General features: G+C 39.4%; 12 protein-coding genes. 10 read left to right on the top strand and 2 right to left on the bottom strand.

Annotation, left to right across the window (positions count from 1 at the left end; all coding sequences use genetic code 11):
* From N5852_RS11530 to N5852_RS11520, 3 genes are all read left to right on the top strand, one after another.
* Window positions 1-570 carry an invasion associated locus B family protein gene (locus N5852_RS11530; RefSeq protein WP_262097929.1) on the top strand — a complete coding sequence of 190 codons (570 nt, stop codon included), beginning with the start codon at window positions 1-3 and terminating at the stop codon, window positions 568-570.
* A gap of 290 nt (window positions 571-860) precedes the next feature.
* Window positions 861-1,514 (top strand): hypothetical protein, encoded by a 654-nt coding sequence (locus tag N5852_RS11525; RefSeq protein WP_262097928.1) that lies wholly within the window; start codon window positions 861-863, stop codon window positions 1,512-1,514.
* Between the two features lie 748 nt (window positions 1,515-2,262).
* Window positions 2,263-9,006 (top strand): YadA-like family protein, encoded by a 6,744-nt coding sequence (locus N5852_RS11520; RefSeq protein WP_262097927.1) that lies wholly within the window; start codon window positions 2,263-2,265, stop codon window positions 9,004-9,006.
* Between the two features lie 210 nt (window positions 9,007-9,216).
* Here the strand turns inward: N5852_RS11520 and N5852_RS11515 are convergent, their stop codons facing one another.
* Complete coding sequence (locus N5852_RS11515) at window positions 9,217-10,140, bottom strand: hydrogen peroxide-inducible genes activator (RefSeq protein WP_262097926.1); 924 nt, start codon at window positions 10,138-10,140, stop codon at window positions 9,217-9,219.
* A 642-nt stretch (window positions 10,141-10,782) separates the two neighbouring features.
* Here N5852_RS11515 and N5852_RS11510 point away from each other — a divergent pair.
* From N5852_RS11510 to N5852_RS11490, 5 genes are all read left to right on the top strand, one after another.
* Entirely contained in the window at window positions 10,783-11,532 is a 750-nt protein-coding gene (locus tag N5852_RS11510) for an electron transfer flavoprotein subunit beta/FixA family protein (RefSeq protein ID WP_262097925.1), read from the top strand.
* A gap of 13 nt (window positions 11,533-11,545) precedes the next feature.
* Entirely contained in the window at window positions 11,546-12,478 is a 933-nt protein-coding gene (locus N5852_RS11505) for an electron transfer flavoprotein subunit alpha/FixB family protein (protein ID WP_262097924.1), read from the top strand.
* Between the two features lie 537 nt (window positions 12,479-13,015).
* Window positions 13,016-13,720 (top strand): ZinT family metal-binding protein, encoded by a 705-nt coding sequence (locus N5852_RS11500; RefSeq protein ID WP_262097923.1) that lies wholly within the window; start codon window positions 13,016-13,018, stop codon window positions 13,718-13,720.
* Between the two features lie 723 nt (window positions 13,721-14,443).
* Complete coding sequence (locus N5852_RS11495; protein ID WP_262097922.1) at window positions 14,444-15,076, top strand: thiamine diphosphokinase; 633 nt, start codon at window positions 14,444-14,446, stop codon at window positions 15,074-15,076.
* Window positions 15,077-15,286: 210 nt separating this feature from the next.
* Window positions 15,287-15,571, top strand: coding sequence for a YMGG-like glycine zipper-containing protein (locus N5852_RS11490; protein ID WP_182418763.1), 285 nt, complete (start codon window positions 15,287-15,289; stop codon window positions 15,569-15,571).
* A gap of 168 nt (window positions 15,572-15,739) precedes the next feature.
* Here the strand turns inward: N5852_RS11490 and N5852_RS11485 are convergent, their stop codons facing one another.
* Complete coding sequence (locus tag N5852_RS11485; RefSeq protein ID WP_262097921.1) at window positions 15,740-16,189, bottom strand: universal stress protein; 450 nt, start codon at window positions 16,187-16,189, stop codon at window positions 15,740-15,742.
* A 615-nt stretch (window positions 16,190-16,804) separates the two neighbouring features.
* Between N5852_RS11485 and N5852_RS11480 the strand changes: the two genes are divergently transcribed.
* Together N5852_RS11480 and N5852_RS11475 are read left to right on the top strand one after the other, a co-directional pair.
* A complete protein-coding gene (locus N5852_RS11480; RefSeq protein ID WP_262097920.1) occupies window positions 16,805-17,881 on the top strand; it encodes a D-alanyl-D-alanine carboxypeptidase family protein in 1,077 nt (358 codons plus the stop codon).
* 328 nt (window positions 17,882-18,209) lie between these two features.
* Window positions 18,210-19,967, top strand: coding sequence for a heparinase II/III family protein (locus tag N5852_RS11475; protein WP_262097919.1), 1,758 nt, complete (start codon window positions 18,210-18,212; stop codon window positions 19,965-19,967).
* The last annotated feature ends 110 nt before the right edge of the window (window positions 19,968-20,077 follow it).

Below are 20,077 nucleotides of genomic sequence, written 5' to 3'. Positions count from 1 at the left end.
ATGGTTTTGAAAAAACTTAAATTTACAATAATCGCTCTCGCCTTCTCCCTAATGGGGGGAGGCGAAAGCTTTTCGCAACAGCCAGAGCAAAACTACTTTCCTCATCCGCCTGAACTTTCAGTGCCAGATGGTGAACCCGGTCAGATTCGCCGTGCGATTATGCAATTTAATAATTGGACGCTTATCTGTGACGAGGACTTGCCAGCTAAAAAACAGGTTTGCAATGTTACGCAGTCAATTGTAGATCGTGCAGGTAATGTGGTTTTTAGTTGGTCTTTAGCTGCTAGTGATAATGGACAGCCGTTCTTTTTGCTTCGGGCATTGCCGACAGCTGATAAGACTAAGCCAATACAAATGTTCTTTCAAAATCGCAAGGAGCCAGTAAATATCGACTATGTTGATTGTAATGAATCGCTTTGCCTAGCACAGACGCGAGTCGGGCCAGTACTTAGCGCAGCAATTGATACAGGAGCGATGGCGTTTATTTCTTATCCATTGCAAGATGGCAGTAATTTCCAGTTTTATGCGCCATTAAAAGGCTTGAAAGAAGCAGTGCAATCGATAAAGTAGTTATTGGATTACTTGTTAAATAAGTGTAAAAGCATATTGAGATAAATACTTTTGTCGATGGTTGTTAGACATTGAAATTAGAATCAAGGTTTCTAGATTATAACATTTGTTGCGAGATAAATTTATAAAAGTGAAAGGTAATTGGAGTGATTGCTGATCGCTTATTGCAATAATTCTTCTATTTGTATTGATGCTATTTTTTAACTTTGTTTAAGATTTAAAAAATTGCACATATTTTGCCCTTGGCTGGATTCCGCGCTGTGGATATTGTTGGGGGAAAGCAGGAAAAAATGACATCAGATCAAAATAATAATTCACCTTCATCTATTTACCAAACCAAACCTAAGAAGAAATCTTTTTTGGCTCAGCCGGTATTTTGGCTTATCCTTTTAGTGCTTATACTGATCGTTATTGCTGGATTCTTAGTTGCTGATAAATTTGGTGGTTCCGCCACACAATCACAGCCAGCAGCAGTAGATCCGCAGGCAAATCATACAACTACTTTGATCAATAATGAATTTGCCAAGCAAGCCCAAGACGTTGGTGCAAAAAAATGTGCAGCATTATTTTCTAATTTGGGGGATGCAGTTATTAGTGGTTCGACTTATGATGCAATATATACGGGTAGTCAACAAAGTGCTGATGAAAATCCGATTGGCGCATTAATTGGTCAGGTTTATACATCTACCAATGGTCGGGGAACAGGTGTTGTTTTTGCTGCACCAACAGCTAATGGCTGTGCGGGTGTTTTGACACGGACAATCTTGCAAATGCAATCATGCGGAGAAATTGCGCAACAATTGCCAGCGGGTAGTGAACGTCTTAAGGATTTGACTGCAACAGCAGTATTCAAATTGCCAAATAATTTTAGCGTAATGCTCATGCCAGCATCCGAAACGAGCTGCGTCATCGTTACGTCGCTTAATTTGAGTGAAAAAAAATAAACCGGAATTTTACAAACATGATTGCTTTTTTTGGTAATCAAGGTTTTACATCCAGTGTTTGTGTAGGCACATAAGATTTTTTTAAAAAAATTTCTATTTATCAAAAAGGCTCCTTTTTTAAAAGGAGCCTTTTTTCGTTTAAGAGTTCAGCGAAATTTTTGCTAAGTGCAATACATGCTTGCTAACATTGGGTGGTTTTCAAATAGGCCAATGAAAAATTAACCGATATTGCCCTTATTCCGTAGCGCCCTATCAAAATATAAAAATCTTACTTTCATTATTTAATAATCATAAAATATTGTTATGTAGGCAATATTTTCCCCCTTATCATAGCCTCAAGGTCAATCATTTTTCTCTATTTTTATATTTCAATTTTTGTTGGTGATTTAGTCCTTTAAATTGCTAGTTAAAATAGTGTTATTAGTTTCTAAAAAAAATGGAACCAAATGTCTTTGTAGACGTTCATTTGTTGTTAAATCAAAAAAAATAATCGTGGATACATTAGTTAGTTAATTCTATTTAAGTTTTAAATAAATTAGCTTTCTATCTAAAGTTATCTGATTTTAAGTTCTTATTTAAATTATATAAATCATATGTTATATTTAAAAAAAGATATTTTTAAGTAAATTATAAAGTATTTACTTAAAAAAAATCATGTTCTTTTGATTTAATACTTTGTTGTTAAAATACGATGAGTGTTATGGCGGTTACAATTAATGCCGCGTTGATCATAGAAATGGATGTTATCATGAGAAATTCGACAAACCTTAATTTGAAAAAATTGGCATCTAATGCTTCTGCGGTCAAGTTTAATAATAATTTTTTTCCTCAGCTTGATATAAAGAAAACTGCCGCTGCGTTGTTGTCAGCCGGTGTTTGTATCACATCATTTCAGGTTGGAACTGCACATGCCGCTATTGCAATATCAGATAGTGGTATAGCTGCGAGTTCGCCTCCACAAACACGACCTGGGTCTAGCGGCGGCGGCGGCGCTAGCACAAGTAACACAGGCATCGCTATGGTGGGTGACGGCGATTGCTCTATTTTTGCAGGCGATACTGTTTATTCTGGCGTTTATGGTACTGATGCGAGTACGTATCTGGGCGGCATGTATGGTTTTGGTTCTCAATCAGTTAGCCGAGATTATGCAGACCCTTCAAACGCGGCAGCCAATTCAGGTATAATTAGTTATCAAAGCGCAGAGCAATCATTTGGCAACGTAACTTTTCATGGTTATGCAAATAGTGCGCAAGTTAACAATAAAACAACTGCATATGGTGTTAACTCTTTTGCAGTTGGTTGTAACTCCAAAGCTTTAGGTGTGTCTTCAACTGCTATTGGTATGAATGTACAAGCGAATGGTACAGCAAGTATTGCGATGGGGCAGAGCTCGATAGCAAATGCGGGCGGTACTATTGCGCTTGGTTTGTCGGCTCAAGCATTGGATACTGATGCTCTCGCTTTGGGTACACTATCTTATGCGTCAGTAAAAAACGCGATTGCTATTGGTTCCAACGCACAAGCTACAGGAATTGGTGCGACAGCATTGGGTTCTACCGCCAATGGTAGTAGCGATGCTGGAGTAATTGCTAGCGGTGCAGGTGCTGTGGCACTTGGCGGTAATGCAACGAAAGGCTCATCTGCAACTGGAGATGATGCTATTGCCATAGCCGGTGAATCAAGTGCAACTGCCACTTCGGCAATAGCCATTGGCAGAGGATCTGCTGCATCAAAAAATTTATCTATAGCAATTGGTGATGGTACTCAAAGCACGATCGTCGGTGGTGTTGCTCTTGGAGCTAATTCTATCGCTTCGGTTGACGCTGGCGTGTCAGGCTTTGATCCTTTCAGCAATGCAGCATCTACAACGACTGGTGGTACTTGGGTTAGTACCACAGGTTCAGTCAGTGTTGGCAGTGGTTCAACCATAACAAGACAAATTACCGGTCTTGCAGCAGGTACTAATGATACTGATGCCGTTAACATCGCACAGCTTAAACAAATGCGTGCTTATGCTGCTCAAGGATGGAATATATCAGTTGGCGGCGGTGAGGCAAGTAATGTTGGCCTTGGAAGCCAAGTTGATTTTAGTGCTGGAAATTCTGGTAATTTGTTGGTTACAAAAGGAACAGATAACAATAATATCAGCTTTGAACTTGCAGAAAATATTAGTGTAAGCAGTGTTAAGGCTGGTAACTCTTTGTTGAACACTAATGGCCTTGCAATCACTGTTGGTGATGGCTCAACAGCCCTTAGCGCAACTGGTCTTACAATTGCTAATGGTCCAAGTGTGACCACATCAGGTATTAATGCTGCGAGTAAGAAAGTAACTAATCTTGCTGATGCAACCTTATCAGAAACTTCAACAGATGCAGTAACTGGTAAGCAATTAAACGAAACCAATACCAATTTGGCAACGACTAATACTAATCTTGATACAACCAATGCAAATTTGGCAACGACTAATAGCAATGTGACTGCGCTTAATAGCAAGGTTAATGACCATGCTACAAATATTAACGCGGCACTTGGCAGTGGTGATATTACAGATGGTACAGCGCCAAGCTTTAGCATTCAAGGCGTTGTAAAGGACAGCGTTGCTGCTGCATTGACTGCAGCTGATACCGCAATCACCACGAACAAGGATAATATTGCAACCAATACGACTAATATCGCAACAAATTCTACTGATATTGCTAGCCTTCAAGCCAATGCTTTACAATATAGCGGCGGTGTATTTACGGCGACCCGTAATGGTTCATCTCAAAAAATTACTGGTGTTGCCAATGGTACTGCAGATAGTGACGCGGTAAACTATGGTCAGTTAAGTGATGCAATCAGTGGCGCTTCTTGGAGCCTTTCCGTTGGTGGTGAAAATTCTACCAAGATTGGTAATGGTGCAACCGTTGATTTTAGTGCTGGAAGTTCTGGTAATTTATTGGTTACAAAAGGAACAGATAACAATAATATCAGCTTTGAACTTGCAAAAAATATTGATGTAACCAGTGTTACAGCCGGTAATTCTTTGTTGAATACTAATGGTCTTGCAATCACTGTTGGTGATGGCTCAACAGCCCTTACTGCAACTGGTCTTACAATTGCTAATGGTCCAAGTGTGACCACATCAGGTATTAATGCTGCGAGTAAGAAAGTAACTAATCTTGCTGATGCAACCTTGTCAGAAACTTCAACAGATGCAGTAACTGGTAAGCAATTAAACGAAACCAATACCAATTTGGCAACGACTAATACTAATCTTGATACAACCAATGCAAATTTGGCAACGACTAATAGCAATGTGACTGCGCTTAATAGCAAGGTTAATGACCATGCTACAAATATTAACGCGGCACTTGGCAGCGGTGATATTACAGATGGTACAGCGCCAAGCTTTAGCATTCAAGGCGTTGTAAAGGACAGCGTTGCTGCTGCATTGACTGCAGCTGATACCGCAATCACCACGAACAAGGATAATATTGCAACCAATACGACTAATATTGCGACAAATTCTACTGATATTGCTAGCCTTCAAGCCAATGCTTTACAATATAGCGGCGGTGTATTTACGGCGACCCGTAATGGTTCATCTCAAAAAATTACTGGTGTTGCCAATGGTACTGCAGATAGTGACGCGGTAAACTATGGTCAGTTAAGTGATGCAATCAGTGGCGCTTCTTGGAGCCTTTCCGTTGGTGGTGAAAATTCTACCAAGATTGGTAATGGTGCAACCGTTGATTTTAGTGCTGGAAGTTCTGGTAATTTATTGGTTACAAAAGGAACAGATAACAATAATATCAGCTTTGAACTTGCAAAAAATATTGATGTAACCAGTGTTACAGCCGGTAATTCTTTGTTGAATACTAATGGTCTTGCAATCACTGTTGGTGATGGCTCAACAGCCCTTACTGCAACTGGTCTTACAATTGCTAATGGTCCAAGTGTGACCACATCAGGTATTAATGCTGCGAGTAAGAAAGTAACTAATCTTGCTGATGCAACCTTGTCAGAAACTTCAACAGATGCAGTAACTGGTAAGCAATTAAACGAAACCAATACCAATTTGGCAACGACTAATACTAATCTTGATACAACCAATGCAAATTTGGCAACGACCAATAGCAATGTAACTGCGCTTAATAGTAAGGTTAATGACCACGCTACAAATATTAACGCGGCACTTGGCAGCGGTGATATTACAGATGGTACAGCGCCAAGCTTTAGCATTCAAGGCGTTGTAAAGGACAGCGTTGCTGCTGCATTGACTGCAGCTGATACCGCAATCACCACGAACAAGGATAATATTGCAACCAATACGACTAATATTGCGACAAATTCGACCGATATTGCTAGCCTTCAAGCCAATGCCTTACAATATAGCGGCGGTGTATTTACGGCGACCCGTAATGGTTCATCTCAAAAAATTACTGGCGTTGCCAATGGTACTGCAGATAGTGACGCGGTAAATTATGGTCAGTTAAGTGATGCAATCAGTGGCGCTTCTTGGAGCCTTTCCGTTGGTGGTGAAAATTCTACCAAGATCGGTAATGGTGCAACCGTTGATTTTAGTGCTGGAAGTTCTGGTAATTTATTGGTTACAAAAGGAACAGATAACAATAATATCAGTTTTGAACTTGCAAAAAATATTGATGTAACCAGTGTTACAGCCGGTAATTCTTTGTTGAATACTAATGGTCTTGCAATCACTGTTGGTGATGGCTCAACAGCCCTTACTGCAACTGGTCTTACAATTGCTAATGGTCCAAGTGTGACCACATCAGGTATTAATGCTGCGAGTAAGAAAGTAACTAATCTTGCTGATGCAACCTTATCAGAAACTTCAACAGATGCAGTAACTGGTAAGCAATTAAACGAAACCAATACCAATTTGGCAACGACTAATACTAATCTTGATACAACCAATGCAAATTTGGCAACGACCAATAGCAATGTAACTGCGCTTAATAGTAAGGTTAATGACCACGCTACAAATATTAACGCGGCACTTGGCAGCGGTGATATTACAGATGGTACAGCGCCAAGCTTTAGCATTCAAGGCGTTGTAAAGGACAGCGTTGCTGCTGCATTGACTGCAGCTGATACCGCAATCACCACGAACAAGGATAATATTGCAACCAATACGACTAATATTGCGACAAATTCGACCGATATTGCTAGCCTACAAGCCAATGCTTTACAATATAGCGGCGGTGTATTTACGGCGACCCGTAATGGTTCATCTCAAAAAATTACTGGCGTTGCCAATGGTACTGCAGATAGTGACGCGGTAAATTATGGTCAGTTAAGTGATGCAATCAGTGGCGCTTCTTGGAGCCTTTCCGTTGGTGGTGAAAATTCTACCAAGATCGGTAATGGTGCAACCGTTGATTTTAGTGCTGGAAGTTCTGGTAATTTATTGGTTACAAAAGGAACAGATAACAATAATATCAGTTTTGAACTTGCAGAAAATATTGATGTAACCAGTGTTACAGCCGGTAATTCTTTGTTGAACACTAATGGCCTTGCAATTACTGTTGGTGATGGCTCAACGGCCCTTAGCGCAACTGGTCTTACAATTGCTAATGGTCCAAGTGTGACCACATTAGGTATTAATGCTGCGAGTAAGAAAGTAACTAATCTTGCTGATGCAACCTTATCAGAAACTTCAACAGATGCAGTAACTGGTAAGCAATTAAACGAAACCAATACCAATTTAGCAACGACTAATACTAATCTTGATACAACCAATGCAAATTTGGCAACAACCAATAGCAATGTGACTGCGCTTAATAGCAAGGTTAATGACCATGCTACAAATATTAACGCGGCACTTGGCAGCGGTGATATTACAGATGGTACAGCGCCAAGCTTTAGCATTCAAGGTACAGCCTATGATAATGTAAGTTCAGCCTTTAGCGGTGTTGATACAAGTTTAAATGCAATTAAGGGGCAGATTAATAGTATAGACACCGATGCACTCAAATGGGATACGACAATAAATTCGTTTAATGCTTCTCGCATTAATGACAATGGTGAATCAACCGCTAGTAAAATCACCAATGTTGCTGCAGGGGATATAAGCGCAAATTCAACCGATGTTATCAATGGTTCGCAATTATATTCGACCAATGAGAGTATAAACTCAGTTGCAAATCTTACTTCAAGCGCACTTGGTGGCGGTGCTGATCTTGCGAATGGTGTGTTGCCAAGCTTTCAGATTTCAACCATCGTTGCTAATGATGCGCGGATGTTGCGTTCTGGTTCATTAGTTTCGACTTATGATAGTGTTGACAGTGCATTAACCCAGTTAGATACCAACATTAATGTTGTAAATGATAAGGTGGAAGCAGTTAGTAGCAATGTAAGCAATCTTAGTTCCAATGCATTGCTTTGGGATGATACAGCAGGTGCTTTTAACGCAGGCCGTACAGTCGATGGTGAAGTAACCAAGAGTAAAATAACAAATGTTGCAGATGGTTCATTGGAAGAAAATTCAAGTGATGCAGTAAATGGTGGACAACTCTACTCATCAAATAGTCAAATAGCAAGTTTCCTCGGTGCTGGTGCAGCCTTTATCAATGGTACTTGGACCGCTCCTAATTTTGTGATTAGTCAAATTGATACAAGCGGCAATAAAACCAGCGCAAATTATGGAAATGTTGGTGATGCCCTTACTGGTGTTAGCAGTAGCATTGATAATGTTAACCAACGTGTCAGTGATGTGCAAAGCCAAATAGATAATATGGGTCCAGATGAGGATGCGTTGCGTTATGACGAAAGTGCTGGTGGTTATGATGCCGGATCCAAGAATAACCAACCAAACAAGATTGTTAATGTTGAAAATGGTACAATCGCTCAAAACTCAAAAGACGCAGTAAATGGCGGACAGCTTTGGGACACTAATCAAAGGATTGATCAAATTCAAAGTAACGTCAATGATGTTGCAACTAATGCTGTAACCTATGATAAGGACGAAAATGGTAATAAAACCAACTCAATTAGTCTGAAAGGAGCTGATGCCAGTAAGCCAGTTGTTATTAATAATGTGGCAGATGGTAAGATTGAGAAAGATTCAAAGCAGGCGGTAAATGGTGGTCAGCTTTATGATTATACTAAGGAGCAAATGCAAGTCACCCTTAATGACTCCAAAGCTTATACTGATCAAAGAATTGAAAGTATGACTCAGAATTCGGTTGAACAAGCTAATTATTATACTGATGCTAAGTTTAATCAGCTTAACGGTAGTATTAATGATGTTCGTAAAGAAGCACGACAAGCTGCCGCTATCGGACTTGCAGCCTCTAGCTTACGTTTTGATTCAACTCCTGGCAAGATAAGTATTGCAGCTGGTGGTGGCTTCTGGAAGAGTGAAGGTGCTTTTGCAGTAGGTGCTGGCTACACATCTGAAACAGGTAAAGTACGCGCTAATGTTACAGCTACATCTGCCGGAGGTGATTTTGGTGTTGGTGCCGGTGTTAGTTTCACGCTGAATTAATCGGTAACTGCAAAAATAAACCCTTGCCATATTGCGCTTAAATGTGGTTTGGTAAGGGTTTGATGCATTAAATATTTTTGATGACAAAACATATATAATAAATTAGCCTATTTGGTAAATTAACCAATAGGCTTTTTTGATAAATCTAAATAAGATGTGCTTTCAATTTGCACTTTTAAGCAAAATTATTCATCAGCTTAACTAAAGGCATTATTCCTGTAGTAGTATATTTTGATTTGCTTTTTTTTGTAGTGGCTTTACCATATTAATCAAAATTTGAGCAAATTGTTCATATTCCTTATCACGAGGACTGCGCTCTCGCCAAAATAATGAAATGTCACGTTTAGGATGACTATGTTTGAAATTTAAAATTTTCAAATTTTTTAAATTACTATCATCGATACAAGCAATTTGTGGAATTAGCGTTACGCCAAAATCATTAGCAACTAATTGCAATAGCGTGGTAAGACTGGTTGCGCCATATTCTTGCAAATAATTATTGGTGCTGCAAATATCAAGCGCTTGATCACGTAAACAATGGCCTTCTTCAAGCAGGAGTAATTGTGTAATATCTATATCATCGACATTATCTACGCCGTTATCGTAACGCTGCTCTTGTTTTGAAGTGCCAAGGTAAAACGGATCAGAAAATAAGTGTTTAGATTTTACTGCATCTATAGGAAAAGGTTCGGCAGCTAATGCTAAATCTAAATTGCCGATCGCTAATTCACTTGCTAATGTCGTTGTTTTCGCTTCACGTAATTCTAATGAAAGATTGGGGTAGTTTTGTTTGATGACTGGTAAAAGGCTAGGTAGAAGATACGGGGCGAGAGTGGGAATAATACCAATACGTAAAATTCCATGAAACGGACCGCGATACAGTGAGGACATCTCATCAAGTGTTTTCATTTGCTTCAATATAGAACGAATAATTGGCAAAAAGTCGCGTCCAGTAGTTGTTAATATAACGCCTTTTGGCATACGTTCAAAAAGCAAAAGGCCTATAGATTTTTCCATCTCCGCAATTTGCACTGATAAAGCTGGTTGGGAAACGCCAACCTTGTCCGCCGCTGCACCAAAATGACGAGTGTTAGCCAAAGCCTCAAAATAACGCATTTGTCTTATAGTAAACATAAATGAATAAATCCTGATTTAATAGAATGCGTTTTACATGAAGAACATTCAAATAGAAAAAATATTGATTTACTTAGATGGTAACTGAATTAAATGAAATTATATCATTTAAATTTAATAAAACGAAATAGTTTTATTTAATATTAAAAGATTTAAACAATAAAATGTGAGTTATTAATTTAAAATATTTTTATATATACACTACCTAAAGAATATACAATATATTTATTTTTTTGCCTTTATTCCTATTTGCATTCTTACAGTTTATTAGTTTAATTTTAAATGCTAAATCACTTGATTAATGTTAAATAAATTAGTTTTCCGGCAAAATAATTTTTCTTTAGATAGTGTTTTTTAGTCTGCAAAATAAAATCTCCTATTTTAAATAGCTATATTTTCCTATTGTTAACCCAAATAATTACGAAAATTGCTTAAAGCCGCGCACTAAATGGTAAATTTGTTCAAAAAGAGTTTGGTAAAGAGATATTTCGCGCTTTACATAGGGTATCAGAATAGGTTTAGTAGGTTTTATATTTAAAGATTTTTCTTGGGTGTTGTATGCGCCTTAAATCGGAGTGTTTTTCAATAAGCTTTACATTCTGGTGCATTAGATACACTCAAATTGGAAAGGATAATGCCAGCATGAAGGTTTTGGTCTGTGTGAAGCGTGTCGTAGATTATAATGTTAAAGTCCGTGTAAAAAGCGACGGTTCAGGTGTTGATCTTGCTAATGTCAAAATGTCGATGAATCCATTTGACGAGATTGCGGTAGAAGAAGCTATCCGTCAAAAGGAAGCTGGTGTTTTTAATGAAGTGATTTTGTTGTCAGTTGGTCCACAAGCTGCCCAAGATGTTTTGCGTACAGGCCTTGCGATGGGCGCAGACCGCGCTATTTTGGTTAAAACCGGTAGTGTTGTTGAGCCATTAAATGTAGCTAAAGCGGTAAAGGCCGTCACTGAAAATGAAAAGCCTGATATGGTTTTTCTTGGTAAACAAGCAATTGATGATGATAGCAATCAAACGGGGCAAATGCTTGCTGCATTATTAGCATGGCCACAAGCAACTTTTGCATCTAAACTGGAAATTGCCGGAGAAAAGGCAATTGTTGCTCGCGAGGTGGATAGTGGTATTGAAACAATTGCAGTGACGCTGCCAGCTGTTTTAACCGTTGATCTTCGCTTGAATGAACCCCGTTATGCTTCTCTTCCTAATATCATGAAGGCTAAGAAAAAAACGATTGATGAAACCAGTCTTGAAGAACTTGGTATTGATGCAAGCCCACGGCTAAGTATTTTAAATGTTGAAGAGCCGCAAGGGCGCAAAGCTGGCATCAAAGTTGCAAGCGCCGAAGAGCTGGTGGCTAAACTAAAAAATGAAGCTGGAATTTTTTAAGGAAGGGAAAAAAATGGCGATTCTTATTTTAGCTGAACATGATAGTGTGAACCTTTCCGAACAAACCGCAAAGACATTGCTTGCTGCGCAAAAAATCGGTGGTGATATTGATATTTTAGTTGCCGGACATAATGTTGGTAATATTGCTGCTGCTGCTGCTAAATTATCTGGGGTTAGAGCTGTATTGGTAGGGGATGCGCCCCATCTTGAGCACCAGTTGGCAGAGCCTGTTGCCGATCTCATGCTATCACGCAGTAATTTTTATGATTATTTGCTGAGCCCAGCAACCTCTAGGGGTAAAAATATATTGCCGCGCGTTGCCGCTTTGCTTGATGTGATGCAGATTTCAGACATTGTAGAAGTGGTTGATAGCTGCACATTTAAGCGCCCAATCTATGCTGGTAACGCTATTGAGACGGTAAAAAGCGATGAGGATAAAAAGGTTATCACTGTGCGCACAACCGCTTTTAGTGGTGTTATTGAAGAAAATGGCAATGCCAGAATTGAAGCGGTTGGGCCGCCGGAAGATAAAGGCTTGTCGCAGTTTATCAAGGCCGACGTTACGGCTAATGAGCGTCCTGAACTCACCTCTGCTAAAGTTATTGTGTCAGGTGGGCGCGCCTTTGGTTCAGAAGAGCAGTTCATGCAGTTATTATTGCCGCTTGCTGATAAATTAGGTGCTGCAATTGGGGCAAGTCGTGCGGCGGTTGATGCTGGTTATGCCCCTAATGATTGGCAGGTCGGCCAAACGGGTAAGGTTGTTGCACCTGCACTTTACATTGCAATTGGTATTTCCGGGGCTATACAACATTTGGCTGGTATGAAAGATTCAGGCATTATTGTTGCGATTAATAAGGACGAAGAAGCACCAATCATGCAGATCGCAGATTACGCTTTGGTTGGTGACTTATTTGATATTGTACCAAAGCTAAATGACCTACTTTAAGCTTTAATCCATTTTAGCTCTTTGGAAAGCGTATCAAAATCACGCTTTCCAAAGCAGTATCTATTTTTCATGTTTAAAAATTTAATTGGAATTTAATAAAGGCGTTGATTGCCAGACATTATTTCTGAAACTTGTGGTAAGTTTTCATTAATAGTTAAATCATAGCTATGATAAATATCGACATCTTCAACAGTGCAGCCATCATAAATATGTGTTTGCTAATTTGAAATAACCCATTCTTTATTAAATGCTTTTGCAAAGCAATTGTTATTACGGAAAGCTAAAGCTAGCCGTTTAATTTAAATTTAGCATTGTCATCAATAATAATAATACAATTCTTATTTATAATTTTGTTCCGCGTCGCACGGCATTCCTTTTAGCTTCACTTTCATTGTTCATAGATTTAAAAAAACATGTGTTCGTTAAAAAAATACTATGTTCGCTCTTGCCAAAAGAAATTTCATGACATAAACATGTTATGTTATTTTATAACATTTAGTTTGTCGCAGTTTTTTGTTTATGAAAGAGGCTTGGTTTATGTCTGATATTATTTCAAAATGCGTGGGTGCATTTGGTGCAACAGCACTTCTTTTAACTCCAGTTGCCAGTTTTGCAAATAGTGGCGCGCAGCAGGTTGCAGCCGCAGAACATGATCATGCTCACGAACATTCGCACGCCCATGCGCATGATGAAGAGCACGGCCACAGTGATCCAATTTATAAGGGCTATTTTAAAGATGACCAAGTAAAAGCGCGCGAACTTACTGATTGGGATGGTGATTGGCAGTCCGTTTATCCGTATTTGATGGATGGTTCGCTTGAATCTGTTTTGGAAGCCAAAGCGAAAAAAGGCCCCCAAACAATTGAGGAATATCGTGATTATTATAAAACAGGTTATAATACCGATATTAATCGTATTGTTATTGATGGCAGTAAGGTTACCTATTATAAGGATGGTAAATCTTATAGCGGTGATTACGCAAATGATGGTCACGAAATACTTACCTATAAAAAGGGCAATCGCGGTGTAAGGTTTATTTTCAAGAAAACCTCTGGCGATGCAGATGCACCACAATTTATCCAATTTAGCGATCATGGTATTTTCCCAGCGAAAGCGGAACATTACCATCTTTACATGGGTAATGACCGCGCTGAATTGCTAAAAGAAATGGATCATTGGCCAACCTATTACCATTCATCATTAAATGCCAAGCAAATTGCTGATGAAATGCTTGCCCATTAAAGTTGCTAAGCTGATTTAAAAGTTTTCCGATCATGATCATTCCCATGATCGGCGCGCGCCAGAATGTTTATGTATAAGCTCCAATTTATCACACCTATTCTGGCGCGTTTTTTTTATCTCGATTTTCATAACGATAGTTAAACTGCTGTAACAAAAATATTGGCTTTAATTAGCATTGCAAAAAAATTGGTTTTGCTGGCAATGTTTGATATGAGCTCATATAAATCTGACACTAACCGATATTCTAAAAAATAATTGAATTGTCAGTCTGTTAACCAAATATAGTAAGCATTATTAAAATGCTCTTGGTGTTCTGTGTTGTTATCATAACAGTCACGTCGAAGTAATCTTCATCCAACGCGCCCAGCAAATACGCATAGCCATCAATGATTAAGCTTGTTCTTATATCACTTAACCATTTACTGATATTTTGGTCGCATCATTCGAAAATGATGGTTGTAGATGTACGACTATTTATCTCGCTAAATTCCCAAGGAAATTATTCCCAAGTTTTTGATATAGCTTTTGCTTATCTAGTTGATTTTTTAAAAATGCATATTTGCTTTTTGGGATACAGATAGCGCTACAAATTTTCATTTGCAATTAAATGTAAGATTTTAAAAGTAAATTGTTTTTTTATTTGCGCAGTGTTTTTTTGTCTTTATAAGATTAAATAGATTATTCTATTTAAGACTGCAACGCAAATTTCAATCAAGGCTAAAAATGAAAAAAATTACAATCCTTCTTGGTGGGCAGTTAGAAGTAACGCCGCGATTGATGGGGCAAATTGCTGGGAGTACTATTATTGCTGCTGATAGTGGTATTCGACATGCTGAAACATTGGGTGTTGAACCTTTCTTATGGTTAGGTGATTTTGATTCGACCCAAGAAGCTGATTTTGCCCGTTATAGTGAACTTCGTCGTCAATCTTATCCCGTTGAAAAAGACATGACGGATGGTGAAATTGCCGTTCATGTTGCTTTGGCTGAAGGGGCAGATGAAATAATATTATGTGGTGCTTTTGGTGGTAGTCGCAGTGATCATGCATTGCTGCATATGACTATGGCTGCGGCTATGGCGCAAAAGGGTATCAAAATTTTATTGACAAGTGGCACAGAGGAGGGGGTTCCTCTTGCGCCGGGCGATTATGCGCTTGATTTGCCTAATGATACGCTGTTTAGCATCATTGCATTTTCGCAAATGTCAGAATTTTCCATTCAAGGCGCCCAGTGGCAATTGCAAAATGCGCAATTGGATTTTGGCTCTTCGCTTACTTTATCCAATAGGGTTAAAGGAACGCTTTTTGTTTCATTTGAAAGCGGATCTGGTATTCTTATTGCTAATTTGAACGAATAATTAGCTGACTATTGCTTTTAACTCGCCAATATTTGCAACATATCATACTTATTCATCAATTGTTCATCACTTATAGATTAAGTTTGGGATAAAGCATGATTTCATGGTAACAAAAAAGTTGACTGATTGGCTATTTATTCTGTCTTGTTTTAGCCGTATTATCAACACATGATGGTGAAATCAGATATTGATTTGAGAGAGGTATTTATTATGTTGAAACGTATTTCAGTTATCGCTGTTACCGCAATTATGGGTTTTGCAGCAGTTGGTTGTACCCAGCAAGAACAGCGTACTGCTGGTTATGGTGTGGGTGGTGCAGCGCTTGGTGCGCTTGCCGGTGGTGCGATTACTGGTTCTGGTCGTGGCGCGCTTGCTGGTGCAGCTATTGGTGGCGCTGCAGGTACCCTTCTTGGTGTAGCCCAAACACGTAATGGTGTTCAATATTGTAACTATCGCGATGCTTATGGCCGCGTATATCAAGCGCCTTGCAACTAATAACTTATTTTAGTTGAAAATATTAAAGCAGCGTTTGCATCATGCAGCGCTGCTTTTTATATTTAAATAACTGATGGAATAAATTGATAAATATGCTTCATACCAGCAAAAAGCGCTGCTATATCTAAATAACAGCGCTTTAAAATCAAATATTTAAATTAAATATTTTTATTTAATGATCATAACAGGGCGTTCACTCATCGCCATCACTTCAGAGGCTTGGCTACCAAGAATAAGACGGTTAACACCACGCCGGCCATGGGAGGCAACAATAATGAGATCTGCATCATGCTCATTGGCTGCATCAACAATACCAGCCGCTGCCAATTGATTTTCCGCATGGATACCCTGTGCTTTTACATTAAGCTGATGGGCTTTATTCAAAGCAGATTCAAGAATCCTTTTTGCACTTGATTCCATTTCCTTACGGAAATCTTCAAAAGCCCCAGGGCTTGATGCCCATTCTGCGCCCATAACAATACCATAAGAAGGCATCATACTGGTAACGGTTACGATAAATAACTCACCACCTGTTTTCACTGCAAGCTCAATTGCTGCATCAACGCCTTTTTCAGCAAGTTCTGACCCATCTGTTGCAACTAAAATTTTCTCATACATTTGCAAGACTCCTTACCTGCTTACCAATAATGGTCAGATCTTTTGTCGATAACATTTTACCACTTACGGTGATGATTAGCTTTGCTTCCCATCCCCATTATATAGCTCAAATGCTATTGTACTTTTCTGCCCTTACACTATAGATATTGGCATGTTTCATCAAAAAAACAACTAATTTTGCGCATAAATATGCAAAAATTCACTCGATTTGCGTCCTTTTTTACTTGTTTTTAGAGCAAATATATTTACCTTGCTAAAATATTGATTATAATCAATTGCTATTGCTGTTTTTTGTTTGATTGTGCGTTTTCAAATCTTAAGTGGTGGCTAAAAATTAACAAATATACATTATTGCTGGCTTTTGGTTAGATAATTGCCACATTTGCCCTATAGTCGCGATAAAGTAAAGTTTTGTTGCGTGATGAAATGTTGGATTGTAAAGCAATGCAGTAAATGGTGCTTATGGTTCTTGTTATTTTACTTAAAAATTCGTTTCATAAATATCTTATAAATTATTAAAATGGTTTTTAAGGTAATTACATAAAAAATTTATGTCAGTGGCATTTCGACCAAATAATTATAATAAATGCGTTGAAGGTAATTGGAAATAGTTTAATGTTTAGATTTTTAGCTTTAATTTTATCGCTTGGCTTAGCTGCTTTTTCTTTTTCTTCCGCTTTTGCTAATCCATATATTGTTGTGGATGCACAGACCGGTCGGGTACTTGCTCATAAAGATGCCTTTGATCGCTGGTATCCTGCGTCTCTTACTAAATTAATGACCGCTTATGTGACATTTCGCGCTTTACAACGCGGTGAAATCGATCTTGAAACACCTATTCGTATCACGCAAACTGCTGCACAATTGCCGCCAAGTAAGTCTGGTTATAAGGCCGGCTCAACCTTAACTCTTGATACGGCTTTGAAAATCATGATGGTAAAGTCAGCCAATGATATAGCCACATCAATTGGTACCGCAATTGGAGGGTCAGATGCAGCTTTTGTTGCGCGCATGAATGCGGAAGCAACAAGAATTGGCATGATCGGTAGCCACTTTGCTAATGCAAGTGGTTTGCCAGATCCTGCTAATTATTCAACAGCTCGTGATCTAGCGGTATTAGCAGCGCAAATCCGCCGTGAATTTCCGCAATATGCTCATTATTTCAATATCCCCGCCATCGATTATGGCAATGGTGCTAAGTTAGTGCCTAATACTAATAATCTGATTGGCCGTTTCAATGGTGCAGATGGCATGAAGACAGGTTTTATCTGTTCCTCTGGCTTTAACCTTGCAGCTTCCGCAACCCGAAAAGGGCGGATTCTTGTCGCGGTCGTTCTTGGCGCAGAGCGAATTGATCAAAGAGAAGGTTTATCTGCGCAATTATTAAATGATGGCTTTAAGACCCCAGGTTCGCAGCAATTAACATTGGTGACATTGCGCCCCTATGGCAGCAAATTATCACAAGCCACGGATTTGCGCCAGACGATTTGCACTGAAACCGCTTGGCAGGAGCGTTTACAATATCGCGATGAAGATGGGAAAATTCAGTTTTCCTCGCCTTTTATGACAGCATTAGATATAAATAATATTGCTGCAGTTCCCGTCCGTTTGCTTGCCGCACCACCTGTTTTAAAAGCAGGGCAGGTGCCTGATTGGAAAGTACCAGTGCCAATTGCTAAGCCTTCTTTTTAAGGCTCCTTTATTGGCCATATTTGCATGAAATTTATATCACACATATTACGCTATTTAAGGCAACTCCCTTAAATAGCGTTTTTTAGTTTTTACTGGTATCCAAAAATGCCAATTGCATTAAACCATTGCAATATAAACCGTCATACAACAATAATAATGTTCATAGCTTTTCTATCAAAGTTAGATTTTAGACCTTGTGAACTAATTGAAAAGTTAATGCTGTTAACTATTCATTCACCATAAGTCTATAGATATTATAAAGGAAAGAGGATCAATCTAATGGTCCACTGATTTGATTTGATAATCTGCTTGCCTTATCGGCCAGCCAATGACGGGAGATCCAGCTGTGACATCCATGCTCGCGGACAATTTGGATTTTAAAACTTCGCCTGCATCTATGGCTGTGCAGCGTTGGGCGCGCCGTCTTAGTGTTGGCCCGTTCTTCCGGTGGCGTTTTAGTGGCTTTACGCCGCAACAGATTTTAAATCGTCCAATTGATTTACATTTGGCAGATCCATATCTTGCCCACGAGTTTTATCATGGTCGGTTTCCGCTTGCTGGCCGCATTGTTCAAACGGGTTCGATTTCGCCGTTTGTCGTTGTGCCCCCCACAAGAGAGTGGCAAAATGCTTTGCATGATTTTAGTTGGTTACGCCATATGGCAGCCGCACAAACTGAACTTGCCAATGCCCATGCACGCTCGCTTTTAAGTGACTGGATTGACATTTGTGGCAAGCGTATACAAGGCAATATTTGGGATGGTGCGGTCACGGCTGGGCGTATTATTTCTTGGCTCACCTATTCCGATATTCTTTATGAAAGCGGCAATGCAGCATTTAAAAAGCGTTTTTTAAGATCGCTTGGTTTACAGGTGCGTTATTTACGCACCGTTGTTAAAACCATGGATATGACTGAACATCGTTTGCTTGCCCATGTTGCGCTTACCATGGCGGCTTTAGCTCTACCTGTTTCGCCAAGGGTTGCAAAACGTACAATTGGCAAGTTAGAACGTGAATTGCAAAGGCAAATCTTGCCTGATGGTGGTCATATTTCGCGAAATCCGGCTATTTTATTAATGCTTTTATCGCATCTTATTGCACTGCGTCATTGCTTTGCTCAAGGCGGAGAAGAAGTGCCGGAAATTTTACATGCAGCAGTTGAACGTATGCTGCCTGCCTTGCGTTTTTTTCAGCATCGCGATCAAAGTATTGGCAATTTTAACGGTGTTGGTCCTTTACTATCCGATCGTCTTGATATTATTTTGCAATCCGATGAAACAGCAGGCAATCCGTTTAGTCATGCGCCTCATTCAGGTTATCAGCGCTTGGCAACAGGTGGTACAACAATTCTTGCCGATACGGGTAAGACCCCAAATGGCGCGATTTCTAAGACAGCTAATGCAGGGTGTCTGTCTTTTGAATTGTCATCAGGCATTAAAAAATTCGTTGTCAATTGCGGTGTTGATCCTTATGGACCGGAAGATTTTCGGTTTTTTGGCCGGTTAACTGCTGCTCATTCGACTGCAACCATTAATGATACTTCTTCATGTCGGTTTCGCCGGCTTGGGCGTGCAGATAGCGCTATTACCTCTGGGCCTTCCAAGGTGATTGTTAAACGGCTTGAGCAAGACGGGCAAGCAGGTTTTATTGCGCTTCATGATGGCTATGCTCGCAGCTTTAATCTATTGCATCAACGCACCATGATGTTGTCAAATGATGGCATGGTTTTGGAAGGTGCCGATTCATTTTTGAAAGCTAACAAGGCTCAATCTTTTAAGGGGTCAAAAAATATAGCCACCATCCGCTTTCATTTGCATCCAGATGTCGAGGTTAGTCGCCGCGAAAATGGCGCATTGCGCTTAGAGGTCATGGGAGCTGACATTTGGAGTTTTCAAACGGATGCACCACATCACTTGGAAGACTCTATTTATTTTTGCGGCCTTAAAGGCCCAACTAAAACTCGGCAAATTGTAATCTCTTGCGATATTGCCAAGGTGAATGAAGTCTATTGGGCATTTGAGCGGTTGACACCGATTGCAAAAAGCCAACCAGCTTCACCGCTTGAATTTTCGGTTGATGATATCTGATCTATCTTGAAATTAAATTCTGGTTGGGTTGATAAATGGGATAAATAAAATAATTTGTAAAAAAGGGTTTATACTTCTTGCGAATTGTTCTAAAAATCCCATTTGTTAAA

Source organism: Bartonella sp. HY328 (assembly GCF_025449335.1).
Taxonomy (GTDB): domain Bacteria; phylum Pseudomonadota; class Alphaproteobacteria; order Rhizobiales; family Rhizobiaceae; genus HY038.
Note: the sequence above shows the minus strand (reverse complement) of the source record. Positions and strands in the feature narration are given on the sequence as shown.

Coding starts and splice junctions, on each gene's coding strand:
- N5852_RS11530 (WP_262097929.1), top strand. CDS start 1: ATGGTTTTGAAAAAACTTAAATTTACAATAATCGCTCTCGCCTTCTCC.
- N5852_RS11525 (WP_262097928.1), top strand. CDS start 861: ATGACATCAGATCAAAATAATAATTCACCTTCATCTATTTACCAAACC.
- N5852_RS11520 (WP_262097927.1), top strand. CDS start 2,263: ATGAGAAATTCGACAAACCTTAATTTGAAAAAATTGGCATCTAATGCT.
- N5852_RS11515 (WP_262097926.1), bottom strand. CDS start 10,140: ATGTTTACTATAAGACAAATGCGTTATTTTGAGGCTTTGGCTAACACT.
- N5852_RS11510 (WP_262097925.1), top strand. CDS start 10,783: ATGAAGGTTTTGGTCTGTGTGAAGCGTGTCGTAGATTATAATGTTAAA.
- N5852_RS11505 (WP_262097924.1), top strand. CDS start 11,546: ATGGCGATTCTTATTTTAGCTGAACATGATAGTGTGAACCTTTCCGAA.
- N5852_RS11500 (WP_262097923.1), top strand. CDS start 13,016: ATGTCTGATATTATTTCAAAATGCGTGGGTGCATTTGGTGCAACAGCA.
- N5852_RS11495 (WP_262097922.1), top strand. CDS start 14,444: ATGAAAAAAATTACAATCCTTCTTGGTGGGCAGTTAGAAGTAACGCCG.
- N5852_RS11490 (WP_182418763.1), top strand. CDS start 15,287: ATGTTGAAACGTATTTCAGTTATCGCTGTTACCGCAATTATGGGTTTT.
- N5852_RS11485 (WP_262097921.1), bottom strand. CDS start 16,189: ATGTATGAGAAAATTTTAGTTGCAACAGATGGGTCAGAACTTGCTGAA.
- N5852_RS11480 (WP_262097920.1), top strand. CDS start 16,805: ATGTTTAGATTTTTAGCTTTAATTTTATCGCTTGGCTTAGCTGCTTTT.
- N5852_RS11475 (WP_262097919.1), top strand. CDS start 18,210: ATGACGGGAGATCCAGCTGTGACATCCATGCTCGCGGACAATTTGGAT.